14 protein-coding genes are annotated in these 20,423 nt (G+C 61.0%); 7 read left to right on the forward strand and 7 right to left on the reverse strand.

The genetic code is table 11. From position 1 onward, the window contains the following. Nucleotides 1-100 precede the first annotated feature (100 nt). Nucleotides 101-781: an orotate phosphoribosyltransferase gene (gene pyrE / locus PMX70_RS02790; protein ID WP_152074526.1), complete on the reverse strand. Its 681-nt coding sequence runs from the start codon at nucleotides 779-781 to the stop codon at nucleotides 101-103. Between the two features lie 435 nt (nucleotides 782-1,216). Between pyrE and mgtA the strand changes: the two genes are divergently transcribed. Then, nucleotides 1,217-3,985: a magnesium-translocating P-type ATPase gene (gene mgtA, locus PMX70_RS02795; protein ID WP_271742810.1), complete on the forward strand. Its 2,769-nt coding sequence runs from the start codon at nucleotides 1,217-1,219 to the stop codon at nucleotides 3,983-3,985. Nucleotides 3,986-4,174: 189 nt separating this feature from the next. Here mgtA and PMX70_RS02800 read toward each other — a convergent pair whose 3' ends face one another. Together PMX70_RS02800 and PMX70_RS02805 are read right to left on the reverse strand one after the other, a co-directional pair. Beyond that, nucleotides 4,175-5,488 (reverse strand): glycoside hydrolase family 140 protein, encoded by a 1,314-nt coding sequence (locus tag PMX70_RS02800; protein WP_271742811.1) that lies wholly within the window; start codon nucleotides 5,486-5,488, stop codon nucleotides 4,175-4,177. 209 nt (nucleotides 5,489-5,697) lie between these two features. Then, a complete protein-coding gene (locus PMX70_RS02805) occupies nucleotides 5,698-7,125 on the reverse strand; it encodes a PTS transporter subunit EIIC (protein WP_271742813.1) in 1,428 nt (475 codons plus the stop codon). 490 nt (nucleotides 7,126-7,615) lie between these two features. On the opposite strand from PMX70_RS02805, the gene PMX70_RS02810 reads away from it, so the two are divergent. After that, a complete protein-coding gene (locus PMX70_RS02810) occupies nucleotides 7,616-8,953 on the forward strand; it encodes a prolyl oligopeptidase family serine peptidase (protein WP_271742814.1) in 1,338 nt (445 codons plus the stop codon). Between the two features lie 262 nt (nucleotides 8,954-9,215). Continuing rightward, nucleotides 9,216-10,727, forward strand: coding sequence for a nucleoside hydrolase-like domain-containing protein (locus PMX70_RS02815; protein WP_271742815.1), 1,512 nt, complete (start codon nucleotides 9,216-9,218; stop codon nucleotides 10,725-10,727). 286 nt (nucleotides 10,728-11,013) lie between these two features. Here the strand turns inward: PMX70_RS02815 and PMX70_RS02820 are convergent, their stop codons facing one another. Next, nucleotides 11,014-12,435 (reverse strand): PTS transporter subunit EIIC, encoded by a 1,422-nt coding sequence (locus PMX70_RS02820; RefSeq protein ID WP_118271013.1) that lies wholly within the window; start codon nucleotides 12,433-12,435, stop codon nucleotides 11,014-11,016. 158 nt (nucleotides 12,436-12,593) lie between these two features. Beyond that, nucleotides 12,594-13,436, reverse strand: a complete 843-nt coding sequence (locus PMX70_RS02825) for a PRD domain-containing protein (RefSeq protein WP_158571048.1) — start codon at nucleotides 13,434-13,436, stop codon at nucleotides 12,594-12,596. A gap of 469 nt (nucleotides 13,437-13,905) precedes the next feature. On the opposite strand from PMX70_RS02825, the gene PMX70_RS02830 reads away from it, so the two are divergent. From PMX70_RS02830 to PMX70_RS02845, 4 genes are all read left to right on the forward strand, one after another. After that, nucleotides 13,906-14,643, forward strand: a complete 738-nt coding sequence (locus tag PMX70_RS02830) for a DUF4428 domain-containing protein (protein WP_117758603.1) — start codon at nucleotides 13,906-13,908, stop codon at nucleotides 14,641-14,643. Nucleotides 14,644-14,667: 24 nt separating this feature from the next. After that, complete coding sequence (locus PMX70_RS02835; RefSeq protein WP_271742816.1) at nucleotides 14,668-15,990, forward strand: hypothetical protein; 1,323 nt, start codon at nucleotides 14,668-14,670, stop codon at nucleotides 15,988-15,990. A 48-nt stretch (nucleotides 15,991-16,038) separates the two neighbouring features. Next, nucleotides 16,039-17,280, forward strand: coding sequence for an SPFH domain-containing protein (locus tag PMX70_RS02840; protein WP_089573532.1), 1,242 nt, complete (start codon nucleotides 16,039-16,041; stop codon nucleotides 17,278-17,280). An 80-nt stretch (nucleotides 17,281-17,360) separates the two neighbouring features. Beyond that, nucleotides 17,361-18,203 carry a hypothetical protein gene (locus tag PMX70_RS02845; protein ID WP_271742817.1) on the forward strand — a complete coding sequence of 281 codons (843 nt, stop codon included), beginning with the start codon at nucleotides 17,361-17,363 and terminating at the stop codon, nucleotides 18,201-18,203. Between the two features lie 109 nt (nucleotides 18,204-18,312). Here the strand turns inward: PMX70_RS02845 and PMX70_RS02850 are convergent, their stop codons facing one another. Continuing rightward, on the reverse strand, nucleotides 18,313-18,933 hold the full coding sequence (locus PMX70_RS02850; protein WP_099432493.1) for a response regulator transcription factor: 621 nt from the start codon (nucleotides 18,931-18,933) through the stop codon (nucleotides 18,313-18,315). Beyond that, on the reverse strand, nucleotides 18,930-20,423 hold the full coding sequence (locus tag PMX70_RS02855) for a sensor histidine kinase (protein WP_334203827.1): 1,494 nt from the start codon (nucleotides 20,421-20,423) through the stop codon (nucleotides 18,930-18,932). Before PMX70_RS02855 ends, PMX70_RS02850 begins: the two co-directional genes overlap by 4 nt.

Here is a 20,423-nt window from a genome sequence, read left to right on the forward strand (position 1 = left end):
GCATTGACCTTCTGGTCATGCCGCCGAAGTTGAAAGGCAGATTGCCGCTCTGGCGGGTTTGCAGCGTCGAGCAGTTACGGCGTTTGGTAAAACGCCGTAACTAACGAGCTCCGTACTGCTCGTAGTAGGCGTCGATAGCGGCCTTGAGCTCGTCATCGATGACGACCTTGCCGTCGATCTCGTGGTTGTAGAGGGTCTCGACGACCTCGGCCATGGAGACGATGCTCGCGACGGGGAAACCGTACTTGGCCTCGATCTCCTTCTGCGCGGTGGTCACGCCACCCTTGCCGACCTCCATGCGGTTGAGGGAAACGATAAGGCCCTTGATCTCGACATCGGCAGCAGCCTTGACCTTGGGGTAGGTCTCGTCGATGGACTTGCCGGAGGTGGTGACATCCTCGACCATAATCACGCGGTCGCCGTCCTGGGGCTCATAGCCCAAAAGGTTGCCCTTGTCGGCACCGTGGTCCTTGGCCTCCTTGCGGTCACAGCAGTACTTGACCTCCTTGCCGTACAGCTCGTGGTAGGCAATGGCGGTCACGACGGCCAGCGGAATGCCCTTGTAGGCCGGTCCAAACAGCACGTCGAAGTCGTCGCCAAAGTTATCGTGAATGGCCTGGGCGTAATACTCGCCCAGCTTCTTGAGCTGATAGCCCGTCACGTAAGCGCCGGCGTTCATAAAGAACGGGGACTGACGGCCGCTCTTGAGCGTAAAGCTGCCGAACTTAAGAACATCGGACTCGACCATAAACTTGATGAACTCTTGCTTGTAAGCCTCCATGCGGGCTCCTCTCGTAATCGCGTACGTGTCTTCCAGTTTAGCGCAGGCAAGGCGCGTTGCGGGCGCGCTTTGGGGCCTCAGCATTCTGTAAAGGCTTTGTCAGGGGCAATGGTTTTCCAAACAAAGGGGTTGACACGGCAAACCCCCTCATCAAAAATACGGGCGGATTAAAACGGGTACGAGATACCCAAAGCGCGCCGCGCCCGGCCTTAAGGGGGTGTGCCATGGAAGGCAGCCATAGTCGAAAAACCTGCATGTCGCCCTCGGCACGCCGCGAGGATTCCGCGCACGCATAAGCGCCACTAACCGATCGTCAAAACCACCACAAAGGTGCCTGTCCCTTTGTGGTGGTTTGAAAGCATGACGTGAGCGACATCTAGGTTTTTTGAAGCAAATACGACACGTACGCTAACTCCCTTCAACAAGGAGGACCCTATGCTGATGCTCAAAACCGCCACGGTACTCGAAGCCATCTCCAAGCGCCGCCGCACGGCGCGCCCCGCCGCTCGCGCCGGCATGTCCAAGAACATCATATTCGCCGCCACCCATAGCGCCGAGGACGCCCTCGTGCTGCTCGACGCCACGGCCGACGGACTCACTGCCGAGCATGCCGCCGAGCGCCTGAACGCCGTCGGCCCCAACACCATCGAGGCGCCGACCAAGACGCTTGTGCGCCGCATCGCCGACGCATTCGTTGACCCCTTCGCCGGCATCCTCGCCGCGCTCGCGCTGGTCTCGCTCTACATCGACGTGCTCGCCGTGCCCGAGCCGCAGCGCGACCCCTCCACGGTCATCGTCATCGGCATCATGTTGCTGGTATCGGGCGGCATGAAGTTTATCCAGGAAGCCCGCAGCGGCAATGCGGCCGAGGCCCTCAAGGACCTGGTCTCTAACACCTGCTGCGCCCTGCGCGACGACGAGCGCCTCGAAATCCCCTTCGACGAGCTCGTCCCCGGCGATGTGATCCGTCTCTCTGCCGGCGATATGGTGCCGGCCGATGCCCGCATCATCACCGCGCGCGACCTGTTTGTGATCGAGTCCGCGCTCACGGGCGAGAGCGAGGCCGTCGAGAAGACCTCTGCCGCAGCTGTCATTGAGGGCGCCGACAGCTCCGCGTTGCCGCTGTCTGCCTGCAAGAACATCGTCTTTACCGGCACCTCCGTGCAAAACGGCACCGCCATGGCACTCGTCGTTGCCACCGGCTCGGACACATACCTGGGCGGCATCGCCAAGATGCTCAACGGGCGCGGCGAGAAGAGCGCGTTTGACCGCGGCGTCTCGAGCGTCTCCATGCTGCTCGTGCGCCTCATGCTCGTTATGGCGCCGGCGGTCTTTGCCATCAACGCCGCCACCAAGGGCAACGTCATCGATGCGCTGTTGTTCGCCACGAGCGTGGCCGTGGGCATCACGCCGCAGATGCTTCCCGTCATCGTGACCACGAGCCTGTCGCAGGGCGCCAAGGACCTCGCCCGTCGCCAGGTTATCGTCAAGGAACTGCCGGCGATCCAAAACCTCGGCGCGATGGACGTCCTGTGCTGCGACAAGACCGGCACCCTCACCGAGGACCGCATCGTGCTCGAGCGCTACCTCAACACCGACGGCAACGAGGATGCACGCGTGCTGCGCCATGCGTTTTTGAACAGCTTCTTCCAGACCGGCCTCAAAAACCTTATCGACCTGGCCGTCATCGACCGTGCCGATGTGACGCCCTCGACCGTCGTGCCCGATTCCATGCTGGGCCAGAGCCTGCGCGACCGCTATACCAAGGTCGACGAGGTGCCCTTCGATTTCTCGCGCCGTCGCCTGAGCGTAGTTGTCGCCGACGCCCAAGGCAAAACCCAGATGGTTACCAAGGGCGCTGCCGAGGAAATGCTCGAGATCTGCTCCTTTGTCGAGGTCGATGGCATCGCTCAGCCGCTCACCGACGAGAGGCTCGCCCAGATTCGAAAGCAGGTCGCCGGACTTAACGCCGAGGGCCTGCGCGTGATTGCCGTGGCGCAGAAGACCAATCCGCGCTTCGTGGGCGAGTTTGGCATCGCCGACGAGTGCGACATGGTGCTGATGGGCTTTTTGGCCTTCCTCGATCCGCCCAAGGCGAGTGCCGCGGGCGCCGTCGCCACCCTCGAGGCCAAGGGCGTGGCGGTCAAGGTCCTGACCGGCGACAACGATCGCGTCGCCGCCACCGTCTGCGAGCAGATCGGTATCGACGCGAGCAATGTCTTGCTGGGCTCCGAGATCGATGCGCTCGATGACGCCGAGCTTGCCGAGCGCGCCGAGCACACCCACCTCTTCGCCAAGCTCTCGCCGCTGCAGAAGGCGCGTCTGGTGCGCGTCATGCGCGAGCTGCTCGGCCACACCGTGGGCTTTATGGGCGACGGCATCAACGACGCCGCCGCCATGCGCGCGAGCGACTGCGGCATCTCGGTCGATTCGGCCGTCGACATCGCCAAGGAATCCGCCGATATCATCTTGCTTCAGAAGGACCTGGGTGTGCTCGAGCGCGGCATCATCGAAGGCCGCCGCACCTACGGCAACCTGCTCAAGTACCTCAAGACCACGGTGAGCTCCAACTTTGGCAACGTACTGTCCGTGACCGTCGCGAGCCTGTTCCTGCCGTTTTTGCCCATGAGCGCCCTGCAGCTGGTGTTGCTGTCGCTGGTCTACGAGATCGTGTGTATCGCGCTGCCGTGGGACACCGTCGATGACGCCTGGACCGCCCGTCCGCGCGCCTGGGACGCCGCGTCCATTAAGGGCTTTATGCTCGAGTTGGGTCCCGTGAGCTCGCTGTTTGACATCGTAACCTTCGCCGCGCTCTTCTTTGTGGTGTGCCCTGCCACCGTAGGCGCAAGCTGGTCCGAGCTCGCCGGGACGGGCAACGCCGCAGGCATGGCGGCCTTTGTGGCGCTCTTCCAGAGCGGCTGGTTTGTCGAGTCCATGTGGTCGCAGACGCTCGTGATCCACATGCTGCGCTCCCCGCGCCTGCCGAGCCCGCGCGACCACGCCGCGCCCGCGCTGTGCGTTCTCACCGTACTGGGCCTGGCGCTCGTCACCTGGCTGCCGGCAAGCCCCATCGCCGATGCGCTCGGCCTCTTGCCGCTGCCGGCGAGCTTCTTCGCGCTGCTCATCGGCATCGTCACCGCCTACATCGCGCTCACTCAGCTGGCAAAGCGCCGCTACATTGCCCGCCACGGCGAGCTGCTGTGACGCCCGAATCGTGGCGCGCGACCCATCAGGCGGTCAAAAAGTCCCGTCTCAAGTTAAACCACTCATTTAAGTACGTCCCCAATGAGTGCGGCGGAATGGCTCCCCTTGACAGCTTAAAGCCGTCATGCAGGAACCATTCCGTCGCAGCCTTATGAAAGGGACTGGGTTGTAAATGTTGGAGAAGAGCCGTTAGCGCTCGGGTGTCAGGATCACCAGAGCGTCGTGCTCAAAGGGATGCTGCGCCACGCGCACGGTGCCGTCACCGTTGTCACGGACGGGCAGTTTTGCGATGCGCTTGTCCTCCATGTCGAGGACCGTCGCCGTCCAGCCACGCGCGCCGTCGAGCTTAAACTTGAGCGCCGTGGTACGCGGCAGGTACGCGACGATGCGATCGCCAACGCGCGCCACACGGATGGCCTCGCGCGCGTCATCGAGCAGCTCCTGCGCCGGAACCACGGCAAGCGCATCGTCACCGGCAGTAGCGCCTAGGCTGGCAAGCACATGTTCGATCGCGCCAAAGTCCCACACACCCGCAAACTGCAGGCACTCTTGCCAGCGGAAGGGCATGTCAAAGCCCTCGCCCAGGACCGAACCCTGGCTGCGCGATGTTTGCCAGTTCCACACGCCGTGTGCGCCATAGGTCACGCCGGCACTGGCGCCGGCAAGAATCGACGACCATACGCTCGCGCGGCAATCCTGCGCGGTAAAACGCCAGTAGACGTTGCGCGACGCACCCATCTGCTCGTAGCAAGGCTCGGAGTTGACCATCGGCTTTTTGGGATAGTTGGCGATAAAGTCCTGCGGCAGACGCCATGCCTCGGGCTGGCCCTCGTAGTTGTGGCCGGGCTGGAACATATAAAAGTCCAGACGGTCCAGATACTGCGCCGGAATGGTGCGGTTACCGCGGTTGATATGCATGGTGCGCAGTGCCTCGGGCGCGCGCTTGACGACCTCGTCGAGGGCGTCCTCGTAATAGGCGATCGCCTCGTCGCCGGCAAAGTCGGTATCGCCCGTCACCACGTAGACGGGGTCGAACTCGCCCAGGTTCTCGACGACGCGGGCAACGTGGACGCGAACCTCCTCACGCGGCATAACCTCGGCGCCGCAACGCTCGGCGATCTTGGCGCCCCAGGTACCGGGCACGTAATTGCACCACATGAGCACGAGCGCCGGACGAATGCCGTGCTCGACGGCAGCGCGGCACATGGCGGCGGCACGATCCCAGTACGCCTGGTTGGGACGGGACCAATCAAAGTGCACGCCGTCCTCGCTGGCATAGGGCCAAATGCCCAGGTCGGGGCAGCAGCGATCCCACTGCGGCAGCGTGTTGATCTGCAGTGCGTTCATGCCCTGCTCGGCACGGCGGGTCAGGTAGTAATCCCAGTCGTCCTCGGCAATGCTCGTAAATGCGCTCCAGCACGTATCGGCAAACCAAAAGAACGGTTTGCCCTCGCACAAAAAGCCGTCCTGGCGACCGTTGACGGTCAGCTTTCCCAAACTCATCTGCATGTCCTTTCGTTTGATAAAGGATTTGCGAACCGCCGGGGGCTTTCGCGATAACCCCGCGCGAAAGCCCCCGGCGCTTGGCAAACCCTCGCGGGCGAATCTCACCCGCCTCCATCAGTCTACCTTGCAAGAAGGGCCCCGCCGGGCTTACGCCTGACGGGGCCCTGTCGTGTAGGTGAGGTCTTATGCGACCGAACGGTTTGGCCTTAGGCCTCCATCTCGGCGAGCTCCTCCTTGGAGAAGCCGGAGACAAAGACGACGGCAGCGGCGATGACAAAGGAGATTGCCATACCAACGATAGCCCAGACGGTGTTCATCTGGCCACCCTGCAGGTAGTTGGTGAAGACCAGGAAGTTGGAGGCACCGCCTGCGAGGTAGTAGGTAACCCCCATGAGGCCGGAGAACACAGCGCCGATGGCACCGCCGATGAACATGCCAAACATGGTGCGACGGAAGCGCATGAGGATGCCGAAGAGCGCGGGCTCGGTGACGCCGCCGGCGATGGCGGAGATGACGTAACCGATGGCGAGAGACTTCTCGTCGGGGTTCTTCATCTTGAGGAAGGCACCGAAGGCGCAGCCCCAGACAGCGGCCATAGCGCAGTTGGTGGAAACGAAGACGAAGGGATCGTAACCGGCAGCGATGATCTGAACCTGGGCGAGCAGGATGACGGGCATGTGCATGCCGCAGACCACGAAGAGCTGCCAGAAGGCGCCGAGGATGGCCATGACGATCAGGATGCCGATGCCGCCAAGGTCAGCAAGGCCGAAGAGGGCGTTAGCGATCAGCGTACCGATCTCGTTGCCGATGGGGGCGAGGACGATGAAGGCGATGGGGATGGTAACGATCATGGTGCAAAACGGCGTGAAGACCGTGGAGAGCACGTCGGGCATGACCTTCTTAAAGAACTTCTCGACGAAGTAGAGGACAGGCACCGAAAGGATGATCGGCAGGACGGACTGCTGATAGTTGGCAGCAGCGATCTGGATGCCGTAGACGGAGATGATGCCGCCACCCTCCTGCGTGGCAGCCGTCACAACGGACGGAGCCATGAGGGCGCCGCCGAGCAGCATGCCGAGCACGGGGCTGGCGCCGAGCTTCTTAGCCGCGGCATAACCCAGGTAGATGGGGATAAAGGTGAACGTGGCCTCGTACAGCGTGGTGTAGAGGAACGTATAGGTCGGGTCGTCGGCCGAGAGCACACCGAGCATGGTGGGGCCGAGGACGGCCGCGATGGTACGGAACAGACCGCCGGCCATGAGCAGCGGGATGAGCTGGGTCATGGAGCCGGACAGATAGTCGAGGATGATGTTAGGCAGGTTCTTGAGCTCGAACTTCTCCTTGGGAGCATCGAGGTTCTCGTTGACGGCCTCACCCTGCTTGACGCCGGAGATGGCGACGAACTCGGCGAGCACCTTGGGCACGTTCTGGCCGATGATGACCTGGAGCTGGCTGCCGGCGAACTGGCAACCCAGAACACCCTTGACCTTCTTGATCTTCTCCACGTCAACCTTGTTGTTATCCTTGAGCGTCAGACGCAGGCGCGTCATGCAGTTGGTGGCGACGGTGACATTCTCCGCACCGCCCACGAGCTCGAGGACATCGGTGGCAATCTGCTTGTTATCTACTGCCATGGGACCCCTCCCCATATCTTCGTGTGCCTGGTCGTTCGTTCGCAGGCACGCCTTTGGCCCGGCGACTATAACCCCTTACGGTTGCCGGACCCTTGGATACGCTTTTGTAAACAAGGTGTTTACTGAACGTTTACGGGCTTTAGTTTACACGGAGCGCCGAATTTATGGCAATTTTGCCGTCTACAGTCCGGTGAACGGTAGGAAATCGGGGGTGAGCGTATTTAAATGGCGGGAGAAGATCTATTTGACCATCTATCAATATATGGCTATTTACGTGGGATTTTATTTTGATAAACACCTCTATGACCTGTTAGCTCATCAACAGAAGCCCTGCTAGAAGCTAGTAAACATATGTTTAGTAGTTCATGGCGTGTTCATTTTTGCCGTTTACCGAGTTTATCAGCTTGTTCTGCATTTCTGGATTAAACTAAACATGTTTAGATTGTATTGCCGCTTTTGTTTCCCACTAGCGGCGCAAGGGAGGCAGCTCATGGAACTCAAATTGTGTACCTACGCGACCGTCACCACCTTGGGCGACTTTGGCCCCTGGATCAGCAAGGTCGTACTCGACCTGCCCTGCACCGTGCGCGCCAACGACATCGACGCGAACACCTTCCATATATATGTAGAGCGTCACGAACGCTCGGGCGAGGTTCTGATGCGCAAGGAGCGCGGCGCCGACCATGCCGCGCCCTCCGTGGGTTACATCGACATTCTCGCCGCATATCCGTGCGACGAGAACGGACGTAAGCTCGCCGTGGGCACCCATGTGGCGCTCGAGGTCGCTGAGCAGCGCCTGACCAAAAAGATCGAAGGCGGCGTCATGGGCTCGCGCATGCTCGATGACCAGCTGCGCATCACGCAGCTCGCAGCTCTTCCCGGCAACGACGGCGACGATCCCACCTGCGGCCTGGTCTTCGACACCTGCCGTGGCGATATCTGCCCCGCGCTCAAAGGCTGGAGCAACGCCACGCAAAAGACCGCCGTCGACGGCATCGCGCTCGAATACGGCTTCTTTGAGCCCAGCTTTAAGGCCGAGGACTCGGCCTGCTTCAATCCCTTCGCGCCCGAGGCGACGGTCGTACCCCAAAAGGCACCGCTCGTGGTGTATCTGCACGGCGCCGGCGAGGGCAAGGGCGCCACGCAAGGCGAAGGCGCTACGCGCGCCTATATCGGCAACCGCGTGACGGCCATTAGTCAGGCGCAGATCCAGCGCTACTTTGGCGGCTTTGCCTGGGTGCTCGTGCCGCAGTCGCCCACGTTTTGGATGGACAACGGCGTCGAGCAACTCGGTCGCTCCAACCAGAGCATCTACTCCTCCGTGCTCAAGGCGCTTATCGACGAGTTTGTCGCCGAGCATGTCGACCGCATCGACACCGACCGCATCGTGGTCGCCGGTCTTTCCAACGGCGGCTTTATGACCCTGCGCCTGTGCGCCGACTACCCCGATTTCTTCGCCGCGGGCCTTCCCTGCTGCGCCCCGTGGTACAACGCCACGGACAAGGACGTGGCCGCGCTCGCCAAGACGCCGCTGTGGTTTACACACTCAAAGGGCGACGAGCTCGTGCACCCGCAACAGACCGTGCTGCCGCTGTTCGCGCGCCTACGCAATGCCGATGCCAACGTGCACCTCACCTACTTTAGTCATGTCGAGGACCTGACCGGCGTGTATCGCGAGGCCGACGGCTCGGCCAAGAAGACGTTCAACCATGGCGTGTGGATTCACCAATTCAACGACCTGTGTTATCAAGACTTCGACGGGGGCAACGTACTCATCGACGGCGAGCCGGTGGGCTGCTGGGAGTGGTCGGCCGGGGTCGACCGCTAAGCCCTCCCATCGCGGGGACCGGGGTTTAGTCTTGCAAACGTCCTCGGGCATGCATGGGCTGGCGCTTTGCGCTTCGCGCTGCGCCTGCCCATGCCCCCTGCGGAATGTTTGCAAGACTAAACCCCGGTCCCCGCTGCGTTGACGTTGCTGTGACCCTGGCCGGGCGCTTCCGGCGGGCCGACGGGTCGGTGGCGATGGGGGCGTGGGTCCCGTCTTGCCTTGCGCGTAACTGGCTGAAATTATTTTGGTTGGAGCTTTGCTTATGTCTCAAAATTTGACTCGGGTGATTGTTACTACCGATATGGAAGTCGATGATATGAACTCACTTGTTCATTTGGCTCTGTATCTTAATTTGCTTGATGTGCAGGCTGTGGTGTATACGGCTTCGCAGTATCACTTTCTTGGGGATGGAGTTCATACGCTCGGCGAGGTGAATTCGCATTGGCGGACCAAGGGTGTGCGCTCCTATACCTGGGATGTTGTGCCTCATGAGCCCGATCCGCTGGCCGGCGAGCTTCGCGAGTATCGGCCTTTTCCCGAGCATTGGATCGAAAGTCTTTGGAGCAACGAATACGCCCAGGCTTGGCCGCAGCTGCAGGCCAATGCCGTTGCCGCCGGCGAGCCGTCCTTCCCCACGCCCGCACAGATGATTGAGCGTACGTTTGTGGGAAATGTTGCTTTTGAGGGTGATGTGACTGAGGAGACGCCCGGTTCGCGCGTCATCGCCGATGCCATCATGGACGACGACCCCCGCACGCTGTGGCTGCTCAGCTGGGGTGGTATGAATACTATCGTTCGTGCCCTCATGAGTATTGCCGAGCGTTATCACGACACACCCGAGTGGCCCGCCGTACAGCAGCGGGTCTATCAGAAGGTGCGCGTGATGGGCGTTGCCGATGGCGTGGGACAGGACAACTCGTGGCTCGACCATGGGCGCGAGCTCTTTCCCGAGCTCGTCTTTTGGCGTGTGCCCTATATGTATGGCGGCTATGTCGACGCCAAGACGGCTCAGCCCGATACGCTGCCGCTGTTTAAGGCTCCTTGGCCTGAGCAGAATCTCACGCAGGACAACGGCCCCCTCATGGCGCGCTACATGCTCTATGGCGATGGCAAGGTCTACGAAAACGAGCCTGAGCGCTTTCAGTTTGGCAAGCATGCCCGTCTGGATTGGGGCCTGGAAGGCATGCCCGCGGTGCAGTTTGAGCGCGGCGACTTTATGGCCGAGGGTGACAGCATGACCTATATTCCGCTGCTGCCGTTTGGCCTGCGCGGTATCGACGACCGCGGCTTCGACACACTGCTCGGCCGCATGTTTCTTGATGGGCATCCCGATGCGAACGCGCCCGCCGGTCTTGCCGCCCTCGGCACGCCTGCAGACGACAATCTCAATCCCTATCTGCGTGCCTATCAGGAAGACTTTGCCGCCCGCGCGCAATGGTGCGCCCATGATCCGGCCATCTGCTCGCATCCGGCACATGTTGTCGAGGTCACGGCCGACCGCAGCGCCGCAGCCGGCGAGCGCATCGACCTTGCGGCGACCATCGTCGACCCCGACGACCGCGGCTTCGACGCACATTGGGATATCGCCGTGGACCCGTCGAGCTATGCAGGCGTCCAGGATCTGTCGATGTGGCAAGAATGCACGGTAGACACCGCTTTCATCGTGCCCGCCGACGCACGACCCGGCGACCGCTTTGTGCTCACCCTCACCGTGCTGACGCACGCCGAGCGCCCCTGCACCCGCTACGCCCAGGTCGCCGTGACTGTGGCGTAGCAAGGACAGCGCCAATATTCAACAAAGAGCGTCCCCAGGTACCAAACGAGCGAGGATTTTTGGACACCCAAATGACGAGAGTGGATAATCTCCCACTTTGAGCCTGCACACAGGCCAAAAACGGGAGATTATCCACTCTCACTCTACGGGTACTCATTGGGGACGTACTTAAATGACTAGTCAGACAAGAACGTCCAAGTGCCAAAAAAGGGGCGCCGTCGGAATATCCCGGCGGTGTCCCTTGCGCTGAACTGTCCCCCAGAGGAGAAAATACCTGTAGGAAGCGTTACTCCTCGTCAAGCTCGGCCTGGTCGGCCTCGGTGATGCCAAAGAAGAAGGCGAGCACGGCGGAGACGATAAAGGCCACGGCAAAGCAGATGCCAAAGTTGATGAGGTTGCCCATACCCGGGGTGAGGTAGCCCAGGAACACCAGGAAGTTGGAGTTGGCGCCCGGCATACCCAGCGTCACGCCCAGAATGCCGGCGAGCAGACCAGAGATGGCGCCGCCGATAACCATGCAGGGAATCATACGCTTAAAGCGCATGATGCAGCCAAACAACGCGGGCTCGGTCACGCCACCGAGGATAGCCGAGATGACATAACCAAAGGTCAGGGCCTTCTCCTCCTTGTTGCGGATGCGCAGCGCGGCACCAAACACGGCACCCCACACGGCAATCATGGCAAAGTTGGACGCAACAAAGATGAACTTGTCCTCGCCCAGCGCCATAAAGGTAGCGAGCGCCGGCATGATCACGGCGATGTGCATACCAGTCAGAACAAACAGCTGCCACAGACCGCCGACGATTGCCATGGCGATGTAGAAGCCGATACCGGTGCCCGCCATACCAAAGAGGACGGCGGAGAGCAGGTTACCGAGCTCGTTGCCGATAGGACCAAGCACGATAAGCTCGATGGGCACCATAACGACCATCGTAAAGAACGGCGTAAAGACGGTAGACAGAACGTCCGGCACAATCTTCTTAAAAAACTTCTCGACCCAGTAGAGCGCGGCGCAGGAAAGCAGGATCGGCAGAACCGTCTGCTGGTAGTTCTGCAGCGGAGCGCTGATGCCATAGACCGTGAGCGAGGTCTCGCCGCTCTGGGCAAGCGCCACGATGTCGGGGCAGATGAGGATACCGCCGCAGAACATGCCGAGCACCGGACTCGCACCGATCTTCTTGGCCGCGCTGTAGCCCAGATAGACCGGCAGCAGGTACATGGCCGCGTCAAACAGGTAGGTGTAGAACAGCAGGTAGGTGGGATCGGTCTCGGGCACCAGGTTAAAGACCTGCGGACCGATGAGCGTGCCGATACACTTGAACAGGCCACCGGCCATCAAGATGGGGATCAACGCCACCATGGAGCCGGACAGGTAGTTGAGGATGTTGTTGCCGATCACCTTGGGCGTGAGCTTTTGCTTAGGTGCATCGAGGTTCTCGTCGATTGCGGCGCTCTTGGCAAAGCCGCCCATTGCACACACCTCGTCATAGACCTTGGGCACGTTCTGGCCGATGATGACCTGGTACTGACCGCCCGACTCCTGGGCACCGATGACACCCTTGATCTTTTTGACCTTGTTGGTATCGGGAATACCGTTGTCCTTGAGCGTGAAGCGCAGACGCGTCATGCAGTGCGTCACGCCCGAGACGTTCTCCTTGCCGCCGACGGCTGCAAGCACGTCCTCGGCAATCTTCTTGTTGTCGGCCATAATGACCTCCTTTTCTCGCGGGACCCGCCCGCCGGCACCTCTACGGCGCCCTCAACAACCCGTCGCCCGGCTGCCGCGATTTGTAAGGGGTATGGGGAGCTTCGCGGCGGCCTCAGGCCGGTTTACCTGCAGCGATAACCGACGCTGCTGCGGTATATCTACACCCGGGGGTGCGAGATACGATGAATGTGCATGAGCACGTATAGCTTCTCGGAGTCGCTGATCTGGCATCCAAAATGTTCCTCGATAAGCACGCAGGCGTAGTCGAGAACCTCAGCCGAACGGCCCATCTCGCCGCGCACGGTTCCGTAAAGCTCCGCGCCGTCGGTGTTCATGGGCTCACCGGTACGAATGCGCCCAAACAAATAGTGGATATGGGTAGCGAAGCGTGCAAACTCAAAGCCGTGACGGTCGACCTCGATTCCGTAGGTCTTCTCGATCCTTGCGATGATGGCGCCAATGAGACGTTCATCGTCGCGGGCCTCGGCGTCGGTTTCGGCCTCCTTCTCGGGCGCCAGACGCGCGTTGAGCAGGCACATGGCGATCCCCACGCCCTCGCTCTCTGCAAGCTCCACATTGAGGCCATCGAAGATACGCCTGAGGGCAAAAACGCCCACCTTGTACTCGATGGGATACATCTGCGCCACGTCATAGGCGAGCGGCATCTGCACGGTAATGCCGCGCTTGGCGCGCTGCAGGGCAAAAGTAATGTGGTCTGCAAGGGCGAGCACGGCGTTGTGACTAAGTTCGTAGGGGAGCTCCAGGTCGGCGGCCTGAATGATTTCGGCAGAGACCGCGAGCACGCGGGGCGATAGCTCTTCGAGAAGCGCCAGGTAATGTTCGTCCACGTTGTAGAAGGTGCGCTCGATAGCGGCGAGCGGCAGGTCACCCGTCTCCTTGTCGATAGCGAAGGCGATGCCCTTGCCAAACGCAACGACGCTTCGACCCTTTGAGTCGGTGCACATAACTGCGTTGTTGTTGATTCGCTTGACGACCTTCACAGTTCTTCCCTTCGGCAACGGCGTTCTACGGCGGCGCATGGCGTGCATGCGCGGGCGCAAATCGACGAGCCGCCCGATCATGCCTCGAAGGGAGTCGCACTCAAGCTGAGCTCTGACTGTTATTTAAGCGTCATTGAATCGCTTTAATAACGGAATTGTGGCCGCGCCTGGCGAACGGTCGGCATTAATCGGTGAACGGTCGATTCCCTGCGCGGCCGACGCCGCCTCCCGTTTAGAGGTAGCCCCCAGGCAAGGAGTGTCCCCAGGTGCCGGCACAAAAGGAACGTCCCCAAGTGCCAACCCCATGACTAGTCGTTTACCACTCATTTAAGTACGTCCCCAATGAGTAGGAAAAATGGGCCATGTGTCCCAGTTGTGGAGACTCCTTGAGCCGTCTGGGTATCGTGAAAGGCTGCGCACTCCCCCATCATCAAAGGTGACACACGCTACCAGTTGATGGGAGGCAGCCATGGGCTTCTTTGACAAGATGTTCGAGAAGAAAGAGTGCGCGATTTGCGGTACCGAGCTGGGACTTCTAGGTAAGACAAAAATCAATGAAGGCTACCTGTGCAAAGAGTGCGCCGGCAAGCTCTCCCCCTACTTTCACGGCTATCGCTCCAGCACCGCGGACGATATCCGCGAGCAGCTCGCCTACCGCGAGGCCAATGCCGAGCGTCTGGCGTCGTTCAACCCCACGCGCACGCTTTCTGCCGGGCGCACCAACATCATGCTCGACGAGGACGCGGGCCTGCTGATCATTACCTCGCAGAGCCGCTGGCGCGACGCCAATCCCGACATCATCGAGTTCTCGCAGGTACTCGGCTGCGATATGGATATCGACGAGCATCGCACCGAAATCTACCGCGAGACCGAGGACGGCGAGCGCGAGAGCTACAACCCGCCGCGCTACGACCTGGATTACGACTTTAATCTGACCATCCACGTCAACACGCCGTACTTTACCGAGATCAACCTGCGCGTGAACGACTCCACCATCGATCAGCGCGGTTCCATCGAATACCGCGAGGCCAAGCGCCAGGCAACCGAGGTCCGCGACGCGCTAGTGCAGCTGCGACAGGAGACACGCGACAGCGTCGTGGCCGCCAAGGCCCCCAAGACCGCAGTGACCTGCCCCTTCTGCGGAGCCACCACCATTCCCGATGCCAGCGGGCGCTGCGAATACTGCGGCGGCGCCATCGGCGCATAGCCTCCGGCACGGAAAGGACCGATCATGGCCTTCGAGAGCGTCAACTATCAGTGCCCCGCATGCGGCGGCCCCCTTCACTTTGCCAGTGCCGAGCAAAAGCTCGTCTGCGACTACTGCGATTCGCGCTTTGAAGTCGAAGAAGTCGAGGCCCTCTATCGCGAGCGCCAGGACAAGGCCGACGCCAAAGCCGATGCGGCAGCCGCAACGCCCAAGCCCGTCGCCGACGACGCGGTGCAGGAGCTCGCCCAAAACGCCGGCTACATCTGCTCGTCGTGCGGCGCCGAGCTCGTGTCCGACGGCACCGTCGCCGTCACCACCTGCCCGTACTGCGGCAACTCCGCCGTAGCGCCCGGTCAGCTTTCGGGCGACTTCTCACCCGACCTGGTAATTCCGTTTAAACTCGGACGCGACGACGTCACAGCCGCACTCAAGGAACACTACAAGGGCAAGATCTTGCTGCCCAAGAGCTTTGTCACCGGCAACCACATCGACGAGGTCCAAGGTGTCTACGTGCCGTTTTGGCTCTACGGCGCCCGCGTTGACGGCGAAGTGTATTTTGACGCGACCAACGAGACCGTGACCGAGAAATCCGATCGCACCGTCACGACCACCGACCACTACGATGCCTATCGCAAGGGCAATATCTCGTTTAAGCGCGTGCCCGTCGACGGATCGTCCAAGATGCCCGACGGCCACATGGACGCCATCGAGCCGTTTGACTACGACGCGTTGCGCCCGTTCTCGGTCGCCTATATGCCCGGCTACATCGCCAACCGTTACGATGAGGATTGCGAGACGTGCAAGGCGCGCGCCGAGCGCCGCATGGAGGAGAGCACGATCTCGGCCCTGCGCGAGACCGTCGTCGACGAATACGACGATGCCACGGTCGAAAGCAAGCAGCTCGACTACACCTGGGAAGACAGCGACTACGCCCTGTTCCCCGTCTGGATGCTCTCCACCTCGTGGAACGGCAAGAGCTACCTGTTTGCCATGAACGGCCAGACCGGCCGCTTGGTCGGCGAGCTCCCCTGCTCCAAGCCCAAGCTCGCCATTGCCTCGGTGCTGTTCTTTGTGATCGGATTTGTCCTCTCCCAGATTCTCTTTATGGGCGAGAACGCCTTCGATCCGGATTACCTCGCCTTTGATATCGAGGGCATCCTCATCAACATCATCGCGCCGCTGATCATCGTGATTATCGGAGACGTGCTACTGGTAGGCCAGCTCAAGACGGCCAACGAGGCCACCCACGCCGACAAGTACTGCGGCGAGCTCGACCTGACCGAGAAGCACGACACCTTCAGCCACACCGAGACCACCGTTGTCATGAAAGACGACAAGGACGACTAAGCAATCCAACCAATACCACCCGGTCTTTGACGAGAAAGGAAGATCACCATGGGACTCTTGAAAGCTGGATTGGGAGCTGCCGGCGGCGTCATGGCCGACCAGTGGAAGGAATTTATCTACTGCGAATCGATGCCTGCTGACGTCTTGGCCTGCAAGGGCAGCAAACGCACCGGTGGCCGCAGCTCCAACACGCGCGGCGAGGACAACGTCATCTCCAACGGCTCGGTCATCGCCGTCAACGACGGCCAGGGCATGCTCGTGGTGCAAAACGGCAAGATCATCGAAGTCGCACTGGAGCCCGGTGAGTTCGTCTTCGATACCGGCAGCGAGCCGAGCGTCTTTAGCGGCAACCTGGGCGATTCCATCAAGGAGACCTTCGCCAATATCGGCAGCCGCTTTACCTTTGGCGGCGACGCGGGCAAGGACCAGCGCGTCTACTTCATCAACACCAAGGAGATCATCGGCAACAAGTACGGCACCGCCTCGCCCGTGCCCTTCCGCGTGGTCGATAACAACATTGGCCTGGACGTTGACATCTCCGTGCGCTGCAACGGCGAGTACTCGTACCGCATCACCAACCCGCTGCTGTTCTACACCAACGTGTGCGGCAACGTGACCGATAGCTACACGCGCGACAAGATCGACAGCCAGCTTAAGTCCGAGCTGCTCACCGCCCTGCAGCCCGCCTTTGCCAAGATCTCGGAAATGGGCATCCGCTACAGCGCCATCCCCGGTCACACCACCGAGCTCGCCCGCGCGCTCAACGAGGTCCTCTCTGCCGACTGGCGCGACCTGCGTGGTGTCGAGATCGTGAGCTTTGGCGTCAACTCCATCGCAGCCTCGCAAGAAGACGAGCAGATGATCAAGGACCTGCAGAAGGCCGCAGTCATGCGCGATCCCACCATGGCGGCAGCCAACATTGCCAGCGCCCAGAGCGACGCAATGCGCGCGGCAGCCGCCAATCCCAACGGCGCGATGGCAGGCTTTATGGGCATGGGCATGGCAGGTGGCATGGGCGGCATGAACGCCAGCCAGCTGTTCGCCGCCGGCCAGGCACAGCAGCAGGCCGCCCCGCAGCCGGCTCCGGCACCCGCTCCCGCACCGGCTCCTGCCGCTGCCCCCGCGGCCGGCACATGGACCTGCAGCTGCGGCGCCACCAACACCGGCAAGTTCTGCTCCGAGTGCGGCAGTCCCGCACCCGCCCCGGCACCGGCCAAGTGGTTCTGCCCCAACTGCGGCAGCGAAAACGGCGGCAAGTTCTGCAGCAACTGCGGAACGCCCAGGCCCTAGCCCCTCTATCTGGTAATTGGCGGGGGATCCGCCACCCCCGCATTTGCTTCTATGGGTTTCGTTCGATAAAGGAGGACACCATGAAGACAACGTTCAAAAAGTCCGTACTCGCATTTCTGACATGCGTCCTTGCGCTCGTCTTTGCCCTGACGGGCTGCAGCGGCGGCGGCAAAGACCCCAAGGCCAACTTCGTCGGCAGCTGGGAACTCTCGGGTGGAACCCTGGAGGGCGAAGAACTGACCGATGAGTACATGAAGATGCTCGAGGATTGGGGTGTGCACTGCGTCCTGATTCTCGATGAGGACGGTACAGGTGCCCTCGACCTGTTCCTTGAAGTCGTCGACCTTAAATGGGAGGCAAAGGACGCCACCACCGTAACCATCACCGCCGAAGACGAGTCGCATGACATGAAGCTCAAGGACGGCAAGCTCATCCTCGAAGAGGATGACGGCAATCTTGTCTTTACCAAGTCCGACAAGGACCTGTCCGGCACGGTGAAGAAGGATCGCGAGGCGGCCGAGAAGGAAGAAGAGATCGACGAGGCCGTCGAAGACGACGACGTCCAGAAGATTGAAATCTCCCCCGCCGTCACCGTTGCCGATGACGACCTGTGCACCATCACCATCACCGAGAAGTTCAAGGACGAGTGGGGCGACATCGGTTTTGTCGTCAACATCACCAACAAGAGCGACAAGGACCTGACCTTCTACGCCCCCAGCGGCAAGACCAACGTCAACGGCACCATGAAGGAACCCTGGTTCTCGGCTCACCTGATGCCCGGCACCAACGCCACCGAGGAATTCACGTTCTCGAGCGGCGAGCTTGACAGCCTTGACGACCTGGTCAACACGACCATCGGCATCGACGCCTACCTGACCGATTCCTACGAGGACGTCGCCTCCTACAGCGCAACCATCGCGTAGCGGTAGACCACGACAGCCGCGGATTGGCGGACACATCCGCGCACACCAGACGGGGCCGCAGGAGATGATCCTGCGGCCCCGTCGCTTGTATGCCGATGCGTAACGAGCGCTAGCGCTCCATGTTGGGAACGATGCTGCCCTCGGTCACCGCATGCACGGCCAGGCGCATGATGTTGTCGTAGCCGGTCTTGCTCAGGATCTCCGAGATGCGGCGCTTGATGGTGCCCTCGCTCATAAACAGCTCGGCCGCAATCTCGCGGCGGCTTTTACCCTCGCAGGCAAGGCGCAAGATCGACAGCTCGACATCGTCGAGGGCCGCCGTGCCCGAGAAGATGCTCTCGGGCGGCTTGGGAAACGTGCAGTAACCCGCCAGCGTGGAGCGCATCACGGCGAACAGCTCGTCGATACCGACGTTCTTGTACACAAAGCTATCGACGCCCGCCTCGCGAGCCTGATCGACAAAGGTGATCTCGGGCATGCCTGTCATGATAATGATGCGACACTCGGGCAGCTGTTCCTTGATGCGTGCCGCCGCCACGATGCCGTTTGAATCGTGTTCGGTGCACACGTCCATCAGTATCATGTCCGGGCGCTCCTTGAGCGCGACACCCAAGGCCTCGGAGGCATCGGCGATCGCGGCAACGACGGTCATATCGGGCTGGTCGCCAACGGAGCGCGCCAGGCTCTCGCGCAGGATGGCCTGATCTTCGACAATTAACACGCGGATCATGAGTTTCTCCTTTGGGACGTGTCGTTGGCGTTAAGCGGAATGGATACCGTAAGCGTAAAGGGCGGGGTGGCGTGGACCTCTAGACTGCCACCCAGATCTTGCGCGACATGCCTCATACCTGGGATACCCGTTCCCTCGCGATACGATACGGGGGCCGGGGACCCGTCGTTAGAAATCGTCATGTGCGCGACGGCGTCAGCATCCGTCCTCTCCTGCCACAAGCGCACATGGACCCGATGCGCCTGCGCATGCTTGGTGGCGTTGGTCGAGGCCTCGCGGATAATCTGCAAAAAGGCGGCGGCGACACGCGCGTCCTCAGGCAGCGCACCCTCAACATCGATCTGCACGCTCACCAGGCCAAAAGCATGGACGATATCGCCCAGTTGCTCTGCCGGTTCGGTGTCGCCCCCGCTGCGCAAATCGGCAGCGATTGAGCGCAGCAGCGGGTCGATCTGCTCGAGCGACTCGTCGTCCAAGCGCCCCTCCTCCAAATAGCGATGAAGGATTGATAGGCGTTGGCCGATCACATCGTGAACGCGGGCGCGCATGCGCAGATAGGCCGCATTGTCGGCAACTTTTTTGACTTCTTCGATCTGGGCCTGGAGCTCTTGGCCCGCAAGCTCAAGCAGGTGGTTGGCCTGCGCCAGGCGGTCATGCGCATGCGCATACTCTGTCACGTCCAGACCGATTATGCGCTCGAACGAACGGCCCAAGACCATAACGTCATCGCACACAAACAGGCGAATCTCGGCGGGAGAAACCTCGACCACCGCACGCGCCTCACCAAAGCGGTCCAGGTTGATCCGCACGCGGTTCTTACCGCCTTCGGGCATTTGCATGCTGAGCTTGCGCAGGTCGTTCCATGTACCGCTCATATCGCCTAGGTCGGTGGGCATATGAAGCTCCACCAGGTTTTTGCGCATGCAGCGGTTCATAAGCAGTGGACGGCCCCTCGAGTCCAGATACAGGATGCCCACGGGAATCACGTTGATGGTTTCGATCGTCGAGAACGCGGTGATATCCTCCTGGCGGTTACGGACATCCATCAAGAGCGCCGCGACGGAACGGAACAGGAAGAACGCTCCCTCTGCGATAAGGACAACGGCCCACACCGAGCCCATGGCAAAAACCACCGGCGGTGTCACGGCGCCATCGAGCAGCAGCTCGGCCAGCATGACAGGGCGACGATAGTGCACCATGAGGACCACGCCATAGGCAAAGATCGCGGCATTGAGCCACAGCCCTCCGCCCATTGCCCTGGCGCAAACGTCAAGCGGCGCCACCAGATACGAGCCAGACGACGCGAATAAGATGAGCGCCGAAATCATCAGGTGAAGCACGAGGCTCGTCTCATAGGCGCAAATCACCTTACGGTTATAGGACGAGCGGCGCGATGCGATGAGCGGGACGTGGATCATCTGCAGACACGCAGCCAGGGCAAAGACAACATCGAGCGCAACGATTTGGGGAAGGATGAACGAAATCTGCAT

It is taken from the genome of Collinsella aerofaciens (genome assembly GCF_028206795.1).
GTDB lineage: Bacteria > Actinomycetota > Coriobacteriia > Coriobacteriales > Coriobacteriaceae > Collinsella > Collinsella aerofaciens_AX.

What these genes read in the sequence shown, in the direction of transcription:
- pyrE (WP_152074526.1), bottom strand. Translation starts at nt 781, where the DNA reads ATGGAGGCTTACAAGCAAGAGTTCATCAAGTTTATGGTCGAGTCCGAT.
- mgtA (WP_271742810.1), top strand. Translation starts at nt 1,217, where the DNA reads ATGCTGATGCTCAAAACCGCCACGGTACTCGAAGCCATCTCCAAGCGC.
- PMX70_RS02800 (WP_271742811.1), bottom strand. Translation starts at nt 5,488, where the DNA reads ATGAGTTTGGGAAAGCTGACCGTCAACGGTCGCCAGGACGGCTTTTTG.
- PMX70_RS02805 (WP_271742813.1), bottom strand. Translation starts at nt 7,125, where the DNA reads ATGGCAGTAGATAACAAGCAGATTGCCACCGATGTCCTCGAGCTCGTG.
- PMX70_RS02810 (WP_271742814.1), top strand. Translation starts at nt 7,616, where the DNA reads ATGGAACTCAAATTGTGTACCTACGCGACCGTCACCACCTTGGGCGAC.
- PMX70_RS02815 (WP_271742815.1), top strand. Translation starts at nt 9,216, where the DNA reads ATGTCTCAAAATTTGACTCGGGTGATTGTTACTACCGATATGGAAGTC.
- PMX70_RS02820 (WP_118271013.1), bottom strand. Translation starts at nt 12,435, where the DNA reads ATGGCCGACAACAAGAAGATTGCCGAGGACGTGCTTGCAGCCGTCGGC.
- PMX70_RS02830 (WP_117758603.1), top strand. Translation starts at nt 13,906, where the DNA reads ATGGGCTTCTTTGACAAGATGTTCGAGAAGAAAGAGTGCGCGATTTGC.
- PMX70_RS02835 (WP_271742816.1), top strand. Translation starts at nt 14,668, where the DNA reads ATGGCCTTCGAGAGCGTCAACTATCAGTGCCCCGCATGCGGCGGCCCC.
- PMX70_RS02840 (WP_089573532.1), top strand. Translation starts at nt 16,039, where the DNA reads ATGGGACTCTTGAAAGCTGGATTGGGAGCTGCCGGCGGCGTCATGGCC.
- PMX70_RS02845 (WP_271742817.1), top strand. Translation starts at nt 17,361, where the DNA reads ATGAAGACAACGTTCAAAAAGTCCGTACTCGCATTTCTGACATGCGTC.
- PMX70_RS02850 (WP_099432493.1), bottom strand. Translation starts at nt 18,933, where the DNA reads ATGATCCGCGTGTTAATTGTCGAAGATCAGGCCATCCTGCGCGAGAGC.
- PMX70_RS02855 (WP_334203827.1), bottom strand. Translation starts at nt 20,423, where the DNA reads ATGCAGATTTCGTTCATCCTTCCCCAAATCGTTGCGCTCGATGTTGTC.